This is a genomic window from Amycolatopsis sp. A1MSW2902, from assembly GCF_017312175.1.
In the GTDB taxonomy this organism is placed as follows: Bacteria; Actinomycetota; Actinomycetes; order Mycobacteriales; family Pseudonocardiaceae; genus Amycolatopsis; species Amycolatopsis nivea.
Genome location: NZ_QJPO01000001.1, coordinates 9,016,555 through 9,035,769, shown reverse-complemented (window position 1 = coordinate 9,035,769; position 19,215 = coordinate 9,016,555). Strand labels below are relative to the sequence as shown.

Sequence of the window (19,215 nt, the reverse complement as noted above, 5' to 3'; positions counted from 1 at the left end):
TTACATCCGTTCCGGAGCGGAGACACCGAGCAGCGACAAGCCGTTCGCCAGGACCTGGCGCGCGGCTTCGCACAGAGCGAGCCGGGCGTACGTGAGGGGAGTGGCCTCCTCGTCGCCCTGCGGGAGGACCCGGCCCACGGTGTAGAACTTGTGGTACGCGCCGGCCAGTTCCTCGAGGTAGCGGGCCACGCGATGCGGTTCGCGCATCTCCGCCGCCCGGCGCACCACGGCGGGGAATTCGCCGATGGTGCGGATCAGGTCGCCTTCAGCAGGCAGGGTGAGCAGTCCGAAATCGACGTCCTCGCCGGACTCGCCGACCTTCAGGCCGAGGTCCGCCGCGCCGCGCCGCAGCGACGACAGCCGGGCGTGCGCGTACTGCACGTAGTAGACCGGGTTGTCGTTGGAATGCTTGCGCAGCAAGTCCAAATCGATGTCCAAGGAGGAATCGACGGAGTAGCGGATCAGCTCGTAGCGGGCCGGGTCGACGCCGACCGCCTCCACGAGGTCCTCGAGCGTGATCACGGTGCCCGCGCGCTTGGACATCCGCACCGGCTTGCCGTCGCTGACCAGGTTCACCATCTGGCCGATCAGCACCTCGACCGTCGCCGGGTCGTCGCCGAACGCCGCCGCGGCGGCCTTGAGCCGGGCGATGTAGCCGTGGTGGTCCGCGCCGAGCATGTAGATGCACAGGTCGGCGCCGCGGTTGCGCTTGTCCTTGAAGTAGGCCAGGTCGCCCGCGATGTAGGCCGGGTTGCCGTCCTTCTTGAGGACGACCCGGTCCTTGTCGTCGCCGTACTCGCTGGAGCGGAGCCACCAGGCGCCGTCGGCGAGGTAGAGGTTGCCGGAGTCCTTGAGCTCCTGCACGGCCGCGCCGACCGCGCCGGACTCGTGCAGCGAGTTCTCGTGGAAGTAGACGTCGAAATCGGTGCCGAACTCGTGCAGGCTCTGCTTGATCTGGCTGAACATCAGGTCGATGCCGATGCGCCGGAACGTCTCGTTCCGCTCGTCCTCGGGCAGGCTCAGCGCGCTCGGCTCGGCCTTGAGCACCTCGGCCGCGATGTCGCTGATGTAGCCGCCCGCGTAGCCGTCCTCCGGCGCGGGCTCGCCCTTCGCGGCGGCGATCAGCGAACGCACGAAACGGTCGATCTGCGCGCCGGCGTCGTTGAAGTAGTACTCGCGGATCACGTCCGCGCCCTGCGCGTCCAGCACCCGGCCCAGCGCGTCGCCGACCGCGGCCCAGCGCGTCCCGCCGAGGTGAATCGGGCCGGTCGGGTTCGCGGAGACGAATTCCAGGTTGATCCGGCGCCCGGCCAGCGCGTCGCCGCGGCCGTACCCCGCGCCCGCGGCCAGCACCTGGCGCACGACCTCGCCCTGCGCGTCCGCGGCGAGCCGGAAGTTCAGGAAGCCCGGTCCGGCGACCTCGGCCGCGGCCACGCCGTCCGCCCCCGCGACGACCTCCGCGAGCGCGTCGGCGAACTCGCGCGGCTTCAGTCCCGCCTTCTTGGCCACCTGCAGCGCGAGGTTGGTCGCGTAGTCTCCGTGGTCCGGGTTGCGCGGGCGTTCGATGGTCACGGTCTCCGGCAGCACGGCGGCGTCGACGCCGCGTGCGGCGAGGACCTGCTCGGCGGAGCTGCGGACCAGATCGGCGAGAGCGGCGGGAGTCACTCGCCGAATTCTAGGTGCGCTCGCGCCGCGCGCCTCCGGCGGTACAGGCTGGCGAGACGGCGGGCACACCGGAGGCGGATGTTCCGCTCGCCGGGGCGCCTCGCGGGCGTTCACGGTGATCGAACGCCCGGTCTCTACACTGGGCTACCGGCAGGGTTCCGTCCGGCTCCCTCCCCCGCTCTCACGAGGAGATCTCGGCAATCATGGCCAACGGGACCACCAAGAAGAAGGGCTCCGGCGCGTCCGCGGTGAAGGCGGCGAAGAACCGCTCGGTCGTCGCGGGCAAGCGCACGCCCTGGGGCACCATCATCGGCGTCGTCGTGGTGGTCGCCCTGCTGGCCGGCGTCATCGTCTACTACCTGCAGGCCTCCGCGCCCAAGCGCGACCAGGCCGCCCGGGACGAGGCGGCCGCCTCCTTCGCGCCGACCGCGAGCAATCCGGACCCGTCGAAGAAGATCCCCGGCGTCGTCATCAAGCAATACACCGGATCGGTGCACATCCTGCCCACCGAACGGGTGGCCTACGACCAGAGCCCGCCGTTCGGCGGCCCGCACGACGGCTACTGGGCCACCTGCACCGGCGTCGTGTACCCGGAAGCGGTGCGCAACGAGAACATGGTGCACTCGCTCGAGCACGGCACGGTGTGGATCGCCTACAACCCGGACAAGGTGAAGGGCGACCAGATCCCGCTGCTCGAGGCGCGGGTCAAGGGCAAGCCGTACATGATGATGTCGCCGTACCCGGGCCTGGACAAGCCGATCTCGCTGCAGTCGTGGGGCCACCAGCTGAAGCTGGACAGCGCCGACGACCCGCGCATCGACCAGTTCATCGCCGCGCTGCGGACCAACCCGAACGGCGTGTACCCGGAGATCGGCGCCTCGTGCGACGCGCTCGGCAAGGGCATGTTCGACCCGAGCAACCCGCCGAAGTTCGACCCGAGCAAGCCGGGCAAGGACGCGAAGCCGATGGACTACAAGGGCAGCACCGGGGCCCAGACCGAGCAGCAGCCGGGCATGCCGGGGACGCCGCCGGCCGGGCAGTGACCGTGGGCTCCGAAAACCACGCTGACCAGGCCGAGACGGGCGGCGTCGAAACCGCCCGCTCCGCCTCCCCCTCCGCCGACTTCGCCGAGGAGTCCGCTCCGGCGGAACGGACGGGCTGGTCGCGGTGGGTGGTCATCGGCGGGACGCTGATCGCGGTGCTGCTGGTCGGGGCCGCGATCGGGGTCTTCGCGACGCGGCTCACCGACGGCAGCGACGCGGTGCCCGCGACGCCGGGCGCGGGTTCGGTCGAGGTCGGGTTCGCCCAGGACATGTCGGTGCACCACCTGCAGGCGGTCACCATGGCCGGCTGGGCGCGCGACCACTCGACCGACCCGGAGATCCGCCAGCTCGCGTTCGACATCGAGCGCACGCAGACCGAGCAGGTCGGGCGGATGAAGGGCTGGCTCATGCTGTGGGACCAGCCCGAGCAGGCGACCGGCGCGTACATGACGTGGATGACCGAGCCGATGGGCCACGCGGGCATGCAGATGCCGACCAGCAGCCCGGCCGGCGGCGCGCCGATGCCGGGCATGGCCACCGACGCGGACCTCGCGAAACTGCGCTCGCTGTCCGGCCGCGCGCTGGACGTCGAGTTCCTGCAGCTGATGCTGCGGCATCACCAGGGCGGCGTCGCGATGGCCGAGTACGCGCAGGACCACACGTCCAACGACGCGGTGAAGGCGTTGTGCCGCAGCATGCTGGTGTCGCAGGGCGCGGAAATGGACCAGATGAAGCTCATGCTGAAGGGGCGGGGCGCGCAGCCGCTGCCCTTCTCCTGACCTCCGCTCGTGAGCGCCTGTCGCGGTTCTGACCGGGACGGGCGCTCACGAGTTTTTGTAGGTGGGCCGCGCCAGTTCCTTGATGTCGCCCAGCGTTCCCCACTCGTCGCGCCCCAGCCGGGACAGCGGCCGCAGGCGCTCGATCAGCGGGTGGTCGCCGTCGAGGACGTCCTCGTTGACCGCGAGGTGCACGACCCGGCCGAACACCACCGTCGAGCGGCCGAAACCGACCGTGCTGTGCAGTTCGCATTCGAACGCCACCGGTGATTCCGCGACCCGCGGCGGGCGGACCTTGAGGCTCGGCTCGCGGGTCAGCCCGGCCTCGTCGAATTCGCTCAGCTCGGGCGGGAAATCCGCGCCGGTGGCGTTGATCTGCTCGAACAGCGGCTCGGGCGCGAGGTTGACCACGAACTGGCGGGTCGCCTCGACGTTGCGCAGGGTGTCTTTCCGGCCGACCGAGGTGAACTGCAGGACCGCGGGCGCGGCCGAGGCGACGGTGAAGAACGAATGCGGCGCGAGGTTGTCCACTCCGTCGCGGGAAACGCTCGAGACCCAGGCGATGGGCCGCGGCACGACGGTCGCGGTCATCAGGTGGTAGAACGCGTTCGGGGCCAGCTGTGCGGGGTCGAAGTCCTTGCGCATAGCCCCCGGTCTACCAGGACAGCTCCGTGCACCGGCGGGCGCATTGCGGTCCCTCGACTTGCAGCGTCGCGTGTTTGATCTCGTAGCGGACCGAGAGCAGGTCCTGCGCCTTGGTGAGCACAGTGGACTGTTCGGCGTCGGCCTTCACCGTCAGGTGCGCCGACGCGACCTCCATGCCCGAGGTCAGCGTCCACACGTGCAGGTCGTGCACGTCCGCGACACCCGGCAGCGCGGCGAGTTCGGTGCTGATCTCGCCGACGTCCACGCCGGCCGGCGCGTGCTGGAACAGGATCCGCAGCGCGCGGCGGGCAAGCGTCCAGGTGCGCGGCAGCACGAACAGGCCGATCGCGACACCGATGATCGGGTCGGCGTAACGCCAGCCGGTGGTGAGCGTGATCGCGCCGCTGAGCAGCACGCCGACCGAGCCGATGAGGTCAGCCAGCACCTCGAGGTACGCGCCGCGGACGTTCAGGCTCTCCTTCGCGCCCGAGCGCAGCACCAGGAACGACACGATGTTGGCGACCAGACCCGCGGCCGCGGCGAGCAGCACCGGCAGGCCAGGCACCTCCGGCGGGTCGGTGATCCGGCCGATCGCCTCGACCGCCACATACCCGGCGACACCGAACAACAGGACCGCATTCGCCAGGGCGGCAAGGACTTCCGCCCGGTACATGCCGAACGTGCGGCTGGGCGTCGGCCCGCTGCGCCGGGCGAGCACGATCGCGGCGAGCGCCATTCCGACGCCGAGAACGTCGGTGAACATGTGCGCGGCGTCGGAGATCAGCGCGAGGGAACCGGTGGCGAAGCCGACCGCGAACTCCAGCACCATGAACCCGGCACCGACCGCGAGAGCGATCAGCAGCGCGCGGACGTAGCGGCCGGACGCGCTCGCCGGAGCGGCGGTGTGCCCGTGGCCGTGCCCGTGTCCGTGTCCCATCGCTCGCCTCCCAAGATTCGGTGTCGAGAGGAATATATAGTGACATGCGCATATGTGCAATACAGGGTAGCCTAACTTCACTCTAACGCCTGGTGACGCGTTTCCCCCAGCCCTGTTCCGCGAGGTGGGAAAGATCAGCGCACGAGCCGGAAGAACCCGCGAATCTGCTCGACGAGCGACGCCGGTTGTTCCATGGCGGCGAAGTGCCCACCGCGCGGCAGTCGCTCGAACCAGCGCAAATCGGTGTACTTGAGCGCCGCCTGCCGCCGCGACGGGCGGATGATGTCGCGCGGGTAGACGGAGATGCCGGACGGCGCCGTGACGAGATCGCCGAAGCTGCGGTAGCTCTCCCAGTACAGCCGGGCGGACGACGTCGCCGACGCGGTGAACCAGTACGCCGAGATCGCGTCGAGAAGCTGCTGCCGGGTCACCGCGTCCTCCGGGTGGCCGTCGTTGTCGGTCCAGGCCCAGAACTTCTCGGCGATCCAGGCCGCCTGTCCGGCCGGCGAGTCGGTCAGTCCGTAGCCCAGCGTCTGCGGCCGCGTGCCCTGCTGCCCCGAATACCCCTGGCCGGTGCGCCGGAACTCCGCCGCGGCCTGCGCCCCTTCGCGTTCCTCGTCGGTCTCGTCCTCGAACTCGCCCCGGGGAGCCGCCGCCATGTTGACGTGCACCCCCACGACCCGCTCCCGCGCCACCTCGCCGAGCGCCCCCGAGACCGCCGAACCCCAGTCGCCGCCCTGCGCGCCATAACGGTCGTAGCCGAGCGAGACCATCAGCTGATCCCAAGCGGTCGCGATTTTCCGCACGCCCCAACCGGTTTCGCTCGGCTTGTCGCTCCAGCCGTACCCCGGCAACGAAGGCGCGACGACATGAAACGCGTCCGCCGGATCGCCACCGTGCGCCCGCGGGTCGGTCAGCGGCCCGAGGATGTCGAGGAATTCGAGCACCGACCCCGGCCAGCCGTGCGTGATCACCAGCGGAAACCCGTCCGGCTCCGGCGAACGGAGGTGCACGAAGTGAATCCCGAGGCCGTCGACCTCCTGACGGAACTGCGGGAAGACGTTGAGCCGGTCGGCGAACCCGAAGTCGTAATCCTCGGCCCAGCTGCGGCAGAGCTCCTTGGCGTAGCCGAGCGGCACTCCCTGCGCCCAGTCGCCGACGGTCTCCGCCTCCGGCCACCTCGTGCGCCGCAACCGCGCCCGCACGTCCTCGATGTCCTGCTCAGCCACCCTGACCTGGAACGGCTCGGCGCCCACCGCCGCCTCCCTCCGCGTCGATGATCCGACGCTACCGCGTTAAGCCCCTCCTGTGCACAGCCGGAAAGGGGCATGCGCTAGGCTCTGTCCAGTCGCGCAAGCGAGCCCTCGTAGCTCAGGGGATAGAGCACTGCCCTCCGGAGGCAGGTGTCGCAGGTTCGAATCCTGCCGAGGGCACATCTTCTTCACTTCTTTTCCGGTTTCTGACGCCAGGCCTCTCTCGGCCGATGTCAGGCGGCACCTGAACCGCAGGGACTCCCCTCACCATGGTGTCCGGCCGCTATTTCGCTAGCTCGGCCGTCCAGGTTTCCCGCTTTCGGCGACCCGCAGCAGCGCCTTCCCGATCACCGCGGCTTCCTCATCGCTGAGGTGCGCCGAGAAATGCCGCTCGATGCTCTGCAGGTAGACCGGCGCGGTCTTGCGCAGCGCGCGGACGCCTTCGTCGGTGATCACCGCCCAGCTGACCCGGCGGTCGTCCGGTTCCGGGCGCTTCGTCACCAACTCGGCGCGGACCATCTCGTCGACCAGCCTGCTCACCCGCGTCCGGCTCAGCACCACGCGTTCGGCGACCTCCGCCATCCGCAGCCCCTTCTTTCCCGCCGCGTTCAGTTCCAGCAGGACGTCGTACCAGGCCAGGGGCACGGTCCCGCCCCGTTGCACGTCGGTTTCGATGGCTCGCACCGCGGCGCTGTGCGCGAGCAGCATCGCCCGCCACGCGTCCAGGCCGATCTTCGGGTCGCTCACGCCTCCCAGTGTAGGTCATTGCGTGCGGGCGCACTTAATGAGTAAGGTGCGTGCGTACGCACTTAAATCCTGAGGAGGCACCGATGGTCGAACCCATCACGCGCGACGAGGTCAAGAAGCACATCGACGCCGGATCGGCGATCGTCGTCGAGGCGCTGCCCGCCGACTACTACGCGAAGGCGCATCTGCCCGGCGCGCTCAACCTGCCGGTCGACGACGTCGAGCAACTCGCGCCGACCTTGTTGCCGCACAAGGACTCCGCGGTGATCGTCTACTGCGCCGACTCCCCTTGCCAGAACTCCGCCACCGTCGCGAAGCACTTGGCGGAACTCGGATACACCCAGGTCTTCGACTACGACGAGGGCAAAGCCGACTGGATCGCGGCCGGGCTGCCGACCGAATCCGGCCGTTGAGAGCAAAGGACGGAACGACATGACAGACGCAACCCGTGTGGTCGCCGGAACGGAACTTCCCGCCGCGGGGGCCTGGAAGGTCGACCCCGGGCACGCCGAGGTCGGTTTCGTGGGCAGACATTTCCTGCTGACCAAGGTCCGCGGCCGGTTCACCGGGGTGGACGCCACGGTGGAAATCGGCGAGAAGATCGAGGACACCACGGTGCGCGCGGTCATCGAAATGGCCACTGTGGACAGTGGAGATCAGACCCGGGACGACCATCTGCGTTCCGGCGATTTCTTTGACGTGGAACAGTATCCGCGGGCCACGTTCGCATCGACCTCGGTCACCGTGACCGGCGCCGAGGCGACCATGGTCGGGGACCTGACCATCAAGGGCGTCTCGCGTCCGGTCACCCTCGCCGTCGAGTATCTCGGCCACGCGCGCGATCCGTGGGGGAACGATCGCGCGGTGTTCTCCGCTCGCGGCAAAATCAACCGCGAGGATTGGGGGCTGGTCTGGAACATGGTGCTGGAATCGGGAGGCCTGCTGGTCTCGAAGGAAATCGAACTCGTCCTTGAGATCGAGGCGATTCGCGCTTCCTGAGTGGACAGTGGACCGGCCGGGTTGGCCGCCGCGCCAACCCGGCCGCTCAGTTCGCCTCAGTGAGGACCGCGGCGCGAGCAAACTGCTCCCGCGCCGCCTCGTCCTCGCCCCTCGCCTGGTGACAAGCCCCCAGCCGGTTTCGGACCTCGATCTCTGCCCACGGGGACATCTGGTCGGTCAACGCGCTCAGTGCCCGCAGATGATACGAGAGTGCGAGATCCAGGCTCCCCCATTCCTGTTCCGCAGAACCGAGCCGCGAAAGCGAACTCACCAGCAACAACCGGTCGTCGAGCCGCTCAGCCAATTCGACTGCCTCGCGCAAGGGTTCCGCCGCGTCCGGGCGGCCCATATGCAGGCGGACGCTGCCGATGTGGCTGGACGCCCGGCCCAGCATCGCCGGATTTCCCGTTGCGACCGCGACTTCTCGCGATTCGGCGAAACGGACGAGCGAGCGTTCGTATTCGCCATGCTTGAAATGCACGTACCCTAGGCCCGAGACCGCTCGTTCGACTAACCAGCTGTCCGCCACTTCTTCGGCCAGCCTCCGGGCGTCGGTCAGCACTTGTTCCGCTTCGTCCAGCGGTCCGGCGAACATCGTGACCATTCCCAGTCCGCACAAGCCCCGTGCGGTTTCTCGCCGGTCGCCGTTTTCCCGGCTGATCCGCAGGCCTTCCTCGCACCATTGCCTCGCCTGGACGGGATCGCCCAGCCCGAGGTATGCCCAGCCGAGTCCGAATCGCAGTGCTGTCCTCATCCGCTGGTCCGCCACGTTGTCTACTTCGGACAGAGCAACTTCCAGCAGGGCAACACATTCCCGGTACCGGATGCGGCGCACGAGGTAGTCGACGGCTCCCTCGGCAATCCAGCACGCGTAGTCCGGATGGCCCGCGGCGACTGCGGACGAGACGACTTCCACCAGGTCGCCTGCTTGGTCCAGCCACGCCGACGCGTCGACGAGTCCTGCGAAAGGCGGGTCAGTGGGTGCCGGGCCGCTGGGGAAACCAGGTTCGCCCCATTCGCTCGCGGCGCGGCAGGCGTGCAGGTAGACACCTAGTCCGCTCGCGACGTCGGGTTCGTCCGCGGCGAGGCGGCGCGCGTAGACGGCGACCAGGTCGTGCATCCGGTACCGGCCCGCGGCGGGCGCTTGCACCAGGTTCGCGTCGACCAAGTCTTCGAGCACGCTTTCCGCCTCGCGCCGGGGACAGCCGAGCATCGCGGCGAGGACGAGTTCGTCGAATTCAGGTGCGGGCGCGCGGCCCAGAGTGCGGAAGGCACGTTGAGTTTTAGGCGGAAGCTGGTCATAGGAAAGCCGGAACGCGGCCTCGACGCTGCGTTCTTCAGCGGTCAGTTCGCCGAGCCGGTCAGTGTCGTCGGCAAGCCGGTCCGCCAGGTCGCGGAAGGTCCACATCGGACGGTTTTGCAGCCGGGCGCCAGCGATGCGCAGGGCGAGCGGAAGGCGTCCGCACAGGCTGGCCAGTTCGCGCACGGCCGCGCGTTCCTGGCTCGCCCGCGCCGGGCCGACGATCCGGCCTAGCAAGCCCGCGGCGGCGTCGGAAGTCAAGGGGCCCAGGGAAATCCGGCGTTCAACGTCCAAACCGGGCAGTCGGCGACGGCTGGTGATCAGCACCCGGTTTCCGGTTCCGCCGGGCAGCAGCGGGCGAACCTGCTCGGCGCTGATCGCGTCGTCCAGCACCAGAACCAGGCGCAGCGGAGCGGTGGCGGCTCGCCAGTTCGCGGACAATTCGTCCAGGTCGTCCGGAATGTTCTGCTCGTTGACACCCGCCGAACGCAGCAATCGGCGCACCACCCGCACCGGCGTGAGCGGAGCGCGGCTGGTGCTGTGCCCGTGCAGTGCGACGAACAGGCAGCCGTCGGGATGTTCCTCGCGCAGCAGTTGGGCCGCGCGCACCGCCAGCGCCGTTTTCCCAGACCCGGGCACTCCGTCCACTGCGGACACTGCGCTTCCGGGCGCGACGAGCCGGGCGAGTTCGTCGTCGCGGCCGGACAGTTCCCCGACGTCGTGCGGAAGCTCGTCCCGGATCCTGGGCGCCGTGGCTGGCCGCGCCGCGACGCCGAGCGCTCCGTCATCGCCGCGCAGCACCGCCTCGTGCACGCGACGCAGATCTTCGCTGGGTTCCAGCCCCAGCTCGTCGCGCATCCGGACGCGGAACTCGCGCCAGGTGTCGAGCGCGTCGCTCTGCCGGCCGGCCCCGTAAAGGGCCCGCATGAGCAGGCCGGTCAGCGGTTCGCGGTCCGGATGCTCGGCGAGCAGCGCCGTCACCTCGCCGATCGCCGACGCGTAGTCACCGAGCCGGATCAACGCGTCCGTCCGGTCCTCGACCAGCCCGACTCGGCGTTCGACAAACCGCCTTCGCTCCCGTTCGGCGAACGGGCCGGGCAGTCCGGCCAGCGGAACGCCCTCGTAGAACGCCAGCGCCTGCCCGTACCCGTCGGCGGCCGCGGCGAGCGAGCCCGCCGTGGCGGCTTTCTTGGCCCCGGCGGCGATCTCGTCGACCCGCACTGCGTCCACTACGACGCCTGCCCCGGCAAACCGGTACCCGCCTGGATCGGTCCGGAGCACGGATTTCGCGTCCGCGCCGGCCGCGGCCAGGGATTTCCGCAGCTGGTAGATGTAGCCGGGCACGCCGTCGCTCTCCGGCGGATGCTCGCCCCACACCCGGTCGACCAGTTCGGCGCGGCTGACCGTGACGTCCGGCCGCAGCAGGAGCGCGACCAGCATCGTCGTTCGCAGCACCGGCCCGAGTTCCAGCGGCTGCCCGCCGTACCAGCCGCGGACCGGCCCGAGCACCGCGAACTCCAGCCGGGACCCGGGCTCGCGCTCCGCCCCTCCCCGGCCGGTCCGCACGGCGCCCGACGACATACCGGGAGTTTAAAGCAGCTCTCCGGTGTCCCCCAGGAGAGCTACCCGCAGGTGTCCACCGCGCGGGGACGTTTTAGCCCGACCGGATCAGTAGCGTTTTCCGCCATGAAGGGGTATTCGATGCACAAGGCCGGGGGAACCGCGGCGGTGATCGCGGCCTGTCTGCTTCTGGCGGGATGCGACGAGGAAACAGAAGCGGATCCGGCACCGAACAGCGCACCGGTCAGCCAAGCCGCGTTCACCGGCGCGAAGAAAATCACCGTGGACGGCAAATCGGTGAACGTATCGTGTTCGGGGACGCTCGAGAAAGGCAAGCCGGTCGTCGTTCTGCTGCACGGAGGCGGCGACGCGCTGGACAAATTCGCCAGTCTGCAGGAAACGCTCGGCAAGAAGAACCGGGTGTGTTCCTACGACCGGCTCGGCGCGGGCGGCAGCGACCAGCCCGCCGACCGGCAGACGTTCGAGACCACCGGAAAGGTGCTGACCGGCGTCCTCGGCCAGCTCGCCGCGGATTCGCCGGTCGTGCTGGCCGGGCATTCGCTCGGCGGGCTGATCGCCGCCCGCTACGCCCCGGACCACCAGGACAAGGTCAAGGGCCTGGTGCTGATGGACGCCACCTCGCCGACCCAGGGCGCGGACCTGACCAGGGAAATCCCCGCCGACGCCACTGGGGACGCGGCCGATCTCCGCGCGCAGACCCTGGCGGTCTTCAACGGCGAAAGCCCGGAAAAACTGGTCGTCTCCGACGCGGACGTGAAATCCGCCGGGGACATTCCGGTCGAGGTGATCAAGCACGGGAAGGAATATCTCGCGCAACTGCCGCAGTACGGTCCGGGATTGGAACGGGCGTGGACCGAGGGCCAGGTGAAGTGGCTCGCGCTTTCCAGCCGCAGCGAACTGACCGTCGCGAAAAACAGCGGGCATTACATTTACCAGGATCAGCCGGACGTCGCCGTGCGGGAAATCGAGGACGTCGCCGCGCGAGTCGCGGGTTAATCGACCAGTCCGTGCCGATAAGCGTAAACGACGGCCTGCACCCGGTCGCGGACGCCGAGTTTGGCGAGCATGCGCGAAACGTAAGTCTTCACGGTCTCCTGGCTGAGCACGAGCGCCGCGGCGATTTCGCTGTTGGAAAGGCCTTCCGCGACCAGACGGAGGACTTCCAGCTCGCGCGGGCCAGCGGGAGGTCGCCCGGATCCGCGGCAGCGGGGCGGATCCGGGTGGCGTACCGGCCGACGAGCTGGCGCGTCACCTCTGGGTCGAGCAGCGCCGCGCCGGACGCGACGGTCCGGATCCCGTGCAGCAGCTGGTCCGGCGGAGCGTCCTTGAGCAAGAACCCGGAAGCCCCGGCGCGCAACGCCTGGTAGACGTTCTCGTCGAGGTTGAAGTTGGTCACCACCAGCACTTTCACCGGTGCCGCGACGTCGGAGCCAGCCAGCAGACGGGTCGCGGCGAGGCCGTCGAGCACCGGCATCCGCACGTCCATCACGACGACGTCCGGGGTCAGCTCGCGAGCCAGCTCGACCGCGGCCTGCCCGTCGCCGCATTCGCCCGCGACCTCCAGGTCCGGCTGCGCGTCGATGATCGTCACCAGGCCGGTGCGGACCAGCACCTGGTCGTCGGCGACGAGGACCCGCAACGGCGCGTTCACGCCGGAATCCGGGCCCGGACGCAGAACCCGCCGCTTTCGCCGCGCCCCGCGACGAAGTCGCCCCCGACGTCGCCGACCCGATCGCGGAGTCCCGCCAGCCCGCGCCCGCTGCCGCCGACCGCCAGGTCGACCTCGCTCTCGGTGCGGACTTCCACGGTGATGTCCGCCTCGCCGTGCCGGACCTCGACCGAAGTCGGGCTGCCGGGCGCGTGTTTGAGGGCGTTGGTCAGCGCTTCCTGCACCACCCGGTACGCCACCTCCGATTTCGCGGGCGTGCCTACCTCGGTGAACTCCACCGGCTGCCCGGCTCGCCGCGTCTGCTCGACCAGCGTGTCGAGTCCGAGGGCGGGCTGGACGCCGGGGTTGAGCACGTCGAGCAGATTCCGCAGCTCAGCGATGGCTTGGCGGCCGGTGCCGCTGACCGTGGCGAGGGTCTGGTCGAGCCGCTCGCCGGTGAGATACCGCGCGGATTCGGTCTGCACGACCATCGCGGTCACGTGATGAGTCACGACGTCGTGCAACTCGCGAGCGATCCGCGCCCGCTCCGCCGCGCGCGTTTCCTCGGCGACCCGGCGGCGCCGTTCGGCCTCCGCGGCGCGGGTGGAGCGCAGCCACGCCCCGATCCCCCACACGACGACCAGCGACAGGTAGAACGCGGCCACTCCCGCCGCCGATTCCCCGCCGCCACGCAGCGGAAACGCGGCCACGAACAGCAGATACGCCACGGTGAAGCCGATCGCCGCCGCGCGCCGTCCCCGATCCGCCCGCCAGCCGGCGTTGAGCACCGCGACAGGCAACGCCGAGCCCGCGAATGAGTGGTAACCGCACAGCTGGTCGATCGCGAACCCGGCCGACACCAGCGCGAGCACGGCGATCGGCCATCGGCGGCACCCGGCGAGCGACAACGACTGCAACGCGACTGCTCCGACGGCCAGCGCGTCGAACGGCCGCGACGGCAGCCCGCCGAACTGCGTGCCGAACGTCTGCAGGGACGGCAGCAGCGATCCGGCGAACAACACCAGCCCGAGCAGGGGAAACCACACCGCGTGCCGAGCCCGCGAGACCCGCAGGAGGTTGATCACCCGGCGAGTGTATTCCGGACGAAAAGGATGCCGTACGCGCTCGCCCGGCGGTATGGACGGCAGGGCACGAGTGTTGCCCCCGCACCGCGCTCAGCCCCGGCCGTTGGCCACCCATTCTTCGCGGGTCAACGCGTACTCGACCTCACCGTGTTCCGTGCCTGGCAACGGATCGTCGAAGTGCAGGTGGAAGGTGCGGACGTACCTCAGTCCGGACCGCTCCATCACCCGCCGCGACGGAGTGTTCACCGCCATCGTCTGCGCCCACACCCGCCGCGTGCCGAGCTCGGTGAATCCTTTGTGGATCGCCGCCCGGGAGCCTTCCGTCGCATACCCGCGACCCCAGGCCTTCGCCAGCAGCCGGTAGCCGAGTTCCAGCTCCGTCGTACTGCCGTCTTCCGGCGGCTGCAAGGAAATCCAGCCGATGAACTCGTCGGTCGCCTTTTCGATCGCCGCCCATTGCCCGGCTGGCCCGCGTTCGTAATCGGCGAGAATTCCGGGCAGCACCTTTTGTTCGATCTCGGCGCGAGGCGTCGGCTCGCCGGTGAGAAACCGCATCACTAGCGGGTCGCTGTCGAGCTGCACCAGATTGTCCAAGTCGGCTTCGGTGAACCGCCGCAACAGCAACCGATCCGTCTCCAGAACTATCACCCGATCACCAATCCGGCCGCCGCCGCGATCCGGTCGCGAGATTCCAGCAGCCTGGTCCTGAGCTTCGGCACATCCACTCCCAGCAACCGGCCGTCCCGCTTGACCGCCTTGCCCCCGACGAAGACGCTGTCGACCACGCCTGGATGCGCAGCGGTGACCACTGTGGACACCGCGTCGTTGACCGGGAACACCGACAGATCCTCCGCGTCGATGAGCACCAGGTCCGCGTCCTTTCCGACACAGATACTGCCGGCCCGGTCACTGCGTCCGCAGGTACGGGCACCGTCCACAGTGGCGAATTCGAGCAGGTCGCGCGCGACGAGACCGCCGTCGAGACCGCGCTGCGCGGCAAACGCCGTACGCATAGCCGAAAACATGTCACCCCCAGCAGACGGACAGTCGTCAATGGACAGCGACGGCCGGATCCCAGCCGCCAGCAACCGTCCGGTGTCCGGCCATCCCATCCCCATTTTCAGCTCGACGTCCGGGCTGACCGTCACCGAACAGCCCGCGTCCGCGAGGATCGCCAGCTGTGCGTCGGTGAGACCGTTGCCGTGAACTATCGTCGTCCGGTCGTCAAGGAGTTTTCGTTCGCGCATTTCGGGAATCGAGTCACCGGCCGCGCGGTGGATGTGCACGCTCACCCTGAGGCCGAGTTCCCGCGCCAACGCGACGTCGGCGGCCGTCGTGTCCATTGTGGTCAGCATCGGCCCACGCAACCCGAACGCCATTTCGTCGCCGGTTAGCCGCTTCCGCACGCGGACGGTGTCGGCCGGTTCCATCGCGCTGTAGCAAAAAATGGATCTCCCAGAAGCCTCCTGGAGCGCGTCGATCGCCGCGTCGGCGTGCTCTGGCCGGTCGGAGCAGTGGAACCAGTCGAGCATCGTCGTCACGCCCGAGTTCAGCGCTTCGAGCCGCCCCAGCAGGTTGCCGAGATACACGTCCTCCGGCAGGTAGTGCGGCCGGAGCCGCTCGTGCATGACTTCGCGGTATTCGGCGAACGTCCAGTCCGCGCCGAGCCCGCGGAACGCCGTCTGCCAGGTGTGCCGATGGGTGTCCACGAATCCCGGCAGGACGATCTTGCCCGAGGCGTCGACGACCTCGGCGTCGGCCTGGATCGAAGGCCCGACCGCCGCGATCCGCCCGTCCTCGATGAGCACGTCCCCGCGCGAGAGATCCCCGACCGCCGGGTCAAGACTGACCACAGTCCCGTTCTGGAGCAATGTCCGCATGAACCCTCCCCAAAGTTGATACATCAACTCTAGAGTCGCTGGAGTTGATGAGTCAACTCCCCGGGTACGCTTCCGCTTCATGACCCCCGACGACTGGGAGCTGTGGAACGCCTGGGTGCACGCGCAACGCCTGCTCACCCGCGAACTGGATCGCGGACTGCAGCGGGACTGCGGCATCTCGAAGGCCGAGTTCAGCGTCTTGGTGACCCTCTGGCGTATCCCCGGCCACGAAACGCGCATCGCCGACCTGGTCGAGGCGCTCGGCTGGGAGAAGAGCCGGGTCTCGCACCAGCTGACGCGGATGGAGTCGCGCGACCTGGTCGCCCCGACCCGCAGCGGCCCCAGCGGACGGCGCACCGGAATCGCCCTCACCGCACACGGCCGTTCGGTGATCCAGGAGGCGTTGGTGGTGCACGGCAGCAACATTCGCCGTCACTTCCTCGATGAATTGACCCCCGCCCAGGTCGACGCCATCCGATCATGGGCCGAAGAGACCATCGCGCGAATCGAGCCAGCCGGCCGACCGGACGCTACCGTGTTCCGAAGATGACTACAGGTATCCGAAAGGTTGATGCCGGATGAGCGACGCATCGGGCAAAGCAGCGTCGCCGGCCGCGGACCGGACGCTGACCGTGCTGGAAGCCCTAGTGCGGGCTGAGGAGCCACTGACGCTGACCGCCCTCGCGAAGGCCGCCGGGGTGCCGCTCGCCACCTGCGCGTCGATCGCGTACACGCTGGAGCAGCGGGGGTATGCCGTGCGGCGGGTCGTCGGGCGGAGTCACTTCTGGCGTCCCACCCTGCGCCTCTATGGCCTGGCCATCGAGTTGGTCCGGAAGGTCGACCTGCCTTCGCTCGTCCAAGCCGACCTGCGACGTCTTGCGGAGAGCCTGGGGATGCCCGCGCATGTGGGGATCTTGGAGGACGCTTCGGTGGTTTATGTCGCCAAGGCCTCCACGCCTGGGTTCGTCCAGTTCGACACTTATCGAGGGAAGGTCGCGCCGTTCGACCTGACTGCCCTGGGTCGGGCTATCGCGGCGCATCTTCCGGAGGCTGAGCTGAAGCCGTTGCTGTCCCGCCTTTCGCGCGGGATTGGGCCCAAGGCTGCGACTCCGGATGCGGGTCAGTTTCTGGCGTTGCTGGCGAAGGTGCGGGCGGATGGGTATGCGATTGAGAGCGAGGAGGAGCAGGCCGAGATCGCTTGCCTCGCTGCGCCGTTCTTCGACGCCGAGGGGACTGTGGCGGGGGCCGTTGGGGTGACGGGGTTTGCGCGGCAGTTGGTTGGAGAGAAGAGGAAGGCCGCGGTGCGTGGGGTGGTGCAGGTTGGGCAGGAGGTCTCGCGACGGTTGGGGTTTGCGGTGTGACGGCACCCGTTAGCGTTGACCGCACAGTCCAGTCGCTTGCACCGAGCTAGCTGTCATCACAGCTCTCGCATGAACTTATTCTCGGTGACCAAGCGATCGATGCACGTCAAAACGTCCCCGCCGAGCTCGCCGAACGCATCATCGAACCCGCCAAACCAGTGGCCATCCATTCCGAGCAAAAGGACCAGATATCCATTACTGGCCTCCCCGACCGGAACCAGGGCTGTTTTCGCGCGATCAGCGTAGCTCGCAACCCACCTTGGGTCGAAGCTCTCGAGCACACGGGCCGCAGAGAACCGCATCTCATCCGGAAATCCGCTGCTCCTCTTCCATTGCATGCTAATACCCGAATACTCCCGAAGAAAACTAGCGGCAGCAGGGAACACCTCCACGCCAGCCTCGGCCAAGGAACGCAAATCCTCCGAGTTGTCCACATCGCGACCGGGGGCCCAGCCAGCTTGTCGCAATAATGTGATCGACGGTCGCTCGTTCATTTGTCTCCATACAGCCAACGTGCGCAATTTTCACAAGGCGGTCTCAGTATTCCATTGTTCGTCTGGACGGATACAACTTCCAGATTCTCAAGCTTAGCACCATGCGAAATTGCAGCCGAGCATGCCGCCACCTCTCCGCAGTTCCGCACCTGCCACGGTTCGCGACTCTCTCCCGGCAGCCGTTCAGCGAGTTCACGAGGAACGAACACCTTGGGGTTTCCACTTGTACCAATCCATACCTGACCAGTCGTCCGATCCACTGCCGCTGTTGTCACCCGGGGCGTCGCACTCCTGGAGAGCTCTAATCCCACTAGCTCCGACGCAGCGGCCCGCCGATTCCAGTGCGCCTGGCAACTCAGCCACTGCTTTTCCAAGCTTGCCAATTCCGCCCAAGCTGACTATGGGTGCGAGGGTCGGCGATGGCGGTCCGCTCGTCGCGGGGCAAGCGGAACTCAGCCAATCGTCGGTCTACGTTTATGCCGTAGCCGCGGGCAAACTCGAATCCCGCGCGTCAGGCGCGGTCGTCGGCAGCGATCTGGCCGACCTCACGCTCTCCCCCGACGGCAAGACCATCTACACCGCCTCCGGATCGCGCGACGCGGTCGAAGCCTTCAACACCAAGGACCTCACCCGCGCCGGCGCTTATCACACCGGGCAGTACCCGAATTCCGTCGCCGCGTCGCCGGACGGCAAGTATCTCGCGGGCGGTGTCCGCAATCCGCGCGACGATGTTTACGTTTACAAGGTGGGCGGCAGCGCGCCGCTGGGGACCTTTGATGCGACAAGCGACGGCGTCCTCGCCCCACGAGGACTCGCCTGGACCTCGGACAGCGAGCGGCTGTTCGCCATCACTCGCCCCGCCAACGGAACGGAGCCTGCGTTGCGCGTGCTGCGGGATCCGGCTGACCGGTAAGTCCGCGCCACCACGGCCCGGCCGCATCTGCGGCCGGGCCTCTTCTTGTCGCCACGCCAACGGCATTGCGTCTCCCTCCCCGATCGACTATCTTCCTGAATCAGGAAGACTTCTACGAAATACCGGAAGATAGGCCAACCGGAGTATCGGGGAGACGTCGTGGGCGCACTGTTGCGCTGGGCGGAGGCCGATCGCGCCGTGGTGCGCGGGGTGCTGTCCGAGGCGCTCGTTCTGGTGTCCATCGGCGCGACTGAGCAGCATGGGCCGCACTTGCCTACTGGGACCGATGGCTTTCTCGCGGCTGCGGTGTGCGAGCGGGCGGCCGAGTTGGCGGCACCGAGGGCTCGGCGGGCGTTGTTGCTCGCGCCGACCATTCCATACGGGGCTTCCGATCATCATTTGCCGTTCAACGGGACGCTTTCGCTTTCGGCGCAGACCTTGTTGCAGGTGCTCGACGACCTCGCCCGGTCGATCGCGGTGCAGGGTGGGCGGCGGCTGGTCGTCGTCAACGGGCACGGGGGCAACGTCGGCGTCTGTCATGCGTTCGCTGGTGCGGCGTCGACTCGACACGGGCTTGCGGTGGCGCACACTGATTACTGGCGGGTCCTTGAGCCGGAGGACATCGTGCCTGGGCATGCTGGCGAGTTCGAAACTTCGATGATGATGGCGGTTCGCGGGGAGCTGGTGCAAGAACCGGCGGCGAGGGAGTTGCCCGCAACAATCAGGGTGTCTGATGTGGACATTCATTCCGAGCGGGTTTGGCTGAGCATCGACGGGTATACCGACCGGCCTGAGTTGGCTGCCTTGGATCGGGGCAGGCGGTGGTTCGAGAGGATCGCCAGCGGGCTCGCGGATCGGTTCGTCGAGCTGGCGGAGGTGTTGTGAAGC

At 68.4% G+C, this 19,215-nt stretch carries 19 protein-coding genes, 1 tRNA gene and 1 pseudogene; 10 read left to right on the top strand and 11 right to left on the bottom strand.

All coding sequences use genetic code 11. The features are described 5' to 3' along the window. Complete coding sequence (gene argS / locus DMP23_RS42345) at positions 1-1,665, bottom strand: arginine--tRNA ligase (protein ID WP_134728208.1); 1,665 nt, start codon at positions 1,663-1,665, stop codon at positions 1-3. A 203-nt stretch (positions 1,666-1,868) separates the two neighbouring features. Here argS and DMP23_RS42340 point away from each other — a divergent pair, with 203 nt between their 5' ends. Both DMP23_RS42340 and DMP23_RS42335 read left to right on the top strand, forming a co-directional pair. Then, a complete protein-coding gene (locus DMP23_RS42340) occupies positions 1,869-2,708 on the top strand; it encodes a DUF3105 domain-containing protein (protein ID WP_037817394.1) in 840 nt (279 codons plus the stop codon). 128 nt (positions 2,709-2,836) lie between these two features. Further along, positions 2,837-3,487 (top strand): DUF305 domain-containing protein, encoded by a 651-nt coding sequence (locus DMP23_RS42335; RefSeq protein WP_238608256.1) that lies wholly within the window; start codon positions 2,837-2,839, stop codon positions 3,485-3,487. A gap of 45 nt (positions 3,488-3,532) precedes the next feature. Here the strand turns inward: DMP23_RS42335 and DMP23_RS42330 are convergent, their stop codons facing one another. The 3 genes from DMP23_RS42330 to DMP23_RS42320 all read right to left on the bottom strand — a co-directional run bounded on the left by DMP23_RS42330 (position 3,533) and on the right by DMP23_RS42320 (position 6,322). Then, a complete protein-coding gene (locus tag DMP23_RS42330) occupies positions 3,533-4,129 on the bottom strand; it encodes a flavin reductase family protein (protein WP_037817393.1) in 597 nt (198 codons plus the stop codon). Positions 4,130-4,139: 10 nt separating this feature from the next. After that, entirely contained in the window at positions 4,140-5,066 is a 927-nt protein-coding gene (locus DMP23_RS42325; RefSeq protein WP_337824301.1) for a cation diffusion facilitator family transporter, read from the bottom strand. A gap of 134 nt (positions 5,067-5,200) precedes the next feature. Next, a complete protein-coding gene (locus DMP23_RS42320; protein WP_337824300.1) occupies positions 5,201-6,322 on the bottom strand; it encodes an epoxide hydrolase family protein in 1,122 nt (373 codons plus the stop codon). Positions 6,323-6,426: 104 nt separating this feature from the next. On the opposite strand from DMP23_RS42320, the gene DMP23_RS42315 reads away from it, so the two are divergent. Beyond that, positions 6,427-6,499, top strand: a tRNA-Arg gene (locus DMP23_RS42315). A gap of 111 nt (positions 6,500-6,610) precedes the next feature. Here the strand turns inward: DMP23_RS42315 and DMP23_RS42310 are convergent. Further along, positions 6,611-7,066, bottom strand: a complete 456-nt coding sequence (locus tag DMP23_RS42310) for a MarR family winged helix-turn-helix transcriptional regulator (RefSeq protein WP_275291600.1) — start codon at positions 7,064-7,066, stop codon at positions 6,611-6,613. An 83-nt stretch (positions 7,067-7,149) separates the two neighbouring features. Here DMP23_RS42310 and DMP23_RS42305 point away from each other — a divergent pair, with 83 nt between their 5' ends. Together DMP23_RS42305 and DMP23_RS42300 are read left to right on the top strand one after the other, a co-directional pair. Next, entirely contained in the window at positions 7,150-7,479 is a 330-nt protein-coding gene (locus tag DMP23_RS42305; protein WP_037816916.1) for a rhodanese-like domain-containing protein, read from the top strand. Between the two features lie 19 nt (positions 7,480-7,498). Beyond that, positions 7,499-8,065, top strand: a complete 567-nt coding sequence (locus DMP23_RS42300) for a YceI family protein (protein WP_337824299.1) — start codon at positions 7,499-7,501, stop codon at positions 8,063-8,065. A gap of 46 nt (positions 8,066-8,111) precedes the next feature. Here DMP23_RS42300 and DMP23_RS42295 read toward each other — a convergent pair whose 3' ends face one another. Next, the gene (locus DMP23_RS42295) at positions 8,112-10,946 is read right to left on the bottom strand and encodes an AfsR/SARP family transcriptional regulator (protein ID WP_337824298.1); all 2,835 of its coding nucleotides are present in this window, start codon (positions 10,944-10,946) and stop codon (positions 8,112-8,114) included. Between the two features lie 105 nt (positions 10,947-11,051). Here DMP23_RS42295 and DMP23_RS42290 point away from each other — a divergent pair, with 105 nt between their 5' ends. Then, the gene (locus DMP23_RS42290; protein ID WP_337824297.1) at positions 11,052-11,942 is read left to right on the top strand and encodes an alpha/beta fold hydrolase; all 891 of its coding nucleotides are present in this window, start codon (positions 11,052-11,054) and stop codon (positions 11,940-11,942) included. On the opposite strand, the pseudogene DMP23_RS42285 reads toward DMP23_RS42290, so the two are convergent. The 4 genes and pseudogenes from DMP23_RS42285 to DMP23_RS42270 form a co-directional block, all read right to left on the bottom strand. Next, positions 11,939-12,597 (bottom strand): annotated as a pseudogene (locus tag DMP23_RS42285) (response regulator). The gene DMP23_RS42290 and the pseudogene DMP23_RS42285 sit on opposite strands and share 4 nt — an antisense overlap. After that, complete coding sequence (locus DMP23_RS42280) at positions 12,594-13,679, bottom strand: sensor histidine kinase (RefSeq protein ID WP_337824296.1); 1,086 nt, start codon at positions 13,677-13,679, stop codon at positions 12,594-12,596. Before DMP23_RS42280 ends, DMP23_RS42285 begins: the two are co-directional and overlap by 4 nt. 90 nt (positions 13,680-13,769) lie before the next feature. Continuing rightward, positions 13,770-14,327 (bottom strand): GNAT family N-acetyltransferase, encoded by a 558-nt coding sequence (locus DMP23_RS42275; protein ID WP_337824295.1) that lies wholly within the window; start codon positions 14,325-14,327, stop codon positions 13,770-13,772. Beyond that, a complete protein-coding gene (locus tag DMP23_RS42270) occupies positions 14,324-15,559 on the bottom strand; it encodes an amidohydrolase family protein (protein WP_337824294.1) in 1,236 nt (411 codons plus the stop codon). The genes DMP23_RS42275 and DMP23_RS42270 overlap by 4 nt, the downstream gene beginning before the upstream one ends. A 79-nt stretch (positions 15,560-15,638) precedes the next feature. Here DMP23_RS42270 and DMP23_RS42265 point away from each other — a divergent pair, with 79 nt between their 5' ends. Then, positions 15,639-16,109, top strand: a complete 471-nt coding sequence (locus DMP23_RS42265; RefSeq protein WP_337824293.1) for a MarR family winged helix-turn-helix transcriptional regulator — start codon at positions 15,639-15,641, stop codon at positions 16,107-16,109. A 28-nt stretch (positions 16,110-16,137) separates the two neighbouring features. Next, entirely contained in the window at positions 16,138-16,920 is a 783-nt protein-coding gene (locus DMP23_RS42260; protein WP_337824292.1) for an IclR family transcriptional regulator, read from the top strand. Between the two features lie 56 nt (positions 16,921-16,976). On the opposite strand, the gene DMP23_RS42255 is transcribed toward DMP23_RS42260, so the two are convergent. Further along, on the bottom strand, positions 16,977-17,414 hold the full coding sequence (locus tag DMP23_RS42255; protein WP_337824291.1) for an SUKH-3 domain-containing protein: 438 nt from the start codon (positions 17,412-17,414) through the stop codon (positions 16,977-16,979). A gap of 400 nt (positions 17,415-17,814) precedes the next feature. Between DMP23_RS42255 and DMP23_RS42250 the strand changes: the two genes are divergently transcribed. Further along, positions 17,815-18,327 (top strand): YncE family protein, encoded by a 513-nt coding sequence (locus DMP23_RS42250; RefSeq protein ID WP_337824290.1) that lies wholly within the window; start codon positions 17,815-17,817, stop codon positions 18,325-18,327. Between the two features lie 159 nt (positions 18,328-18,486). Beyond that, positions 18,487-19,212, top strand: a complete 726-nt coding sequence (locus tag DMP23_RS42245) for a creatininase family protein (RefSeq protein ID WP_337824289.1) — start codon at positions 18,487-18,489, stop codon at positions 19,210-19,212. Positions 19,213-19,215 lie beyond the last annotated feature (3 nt).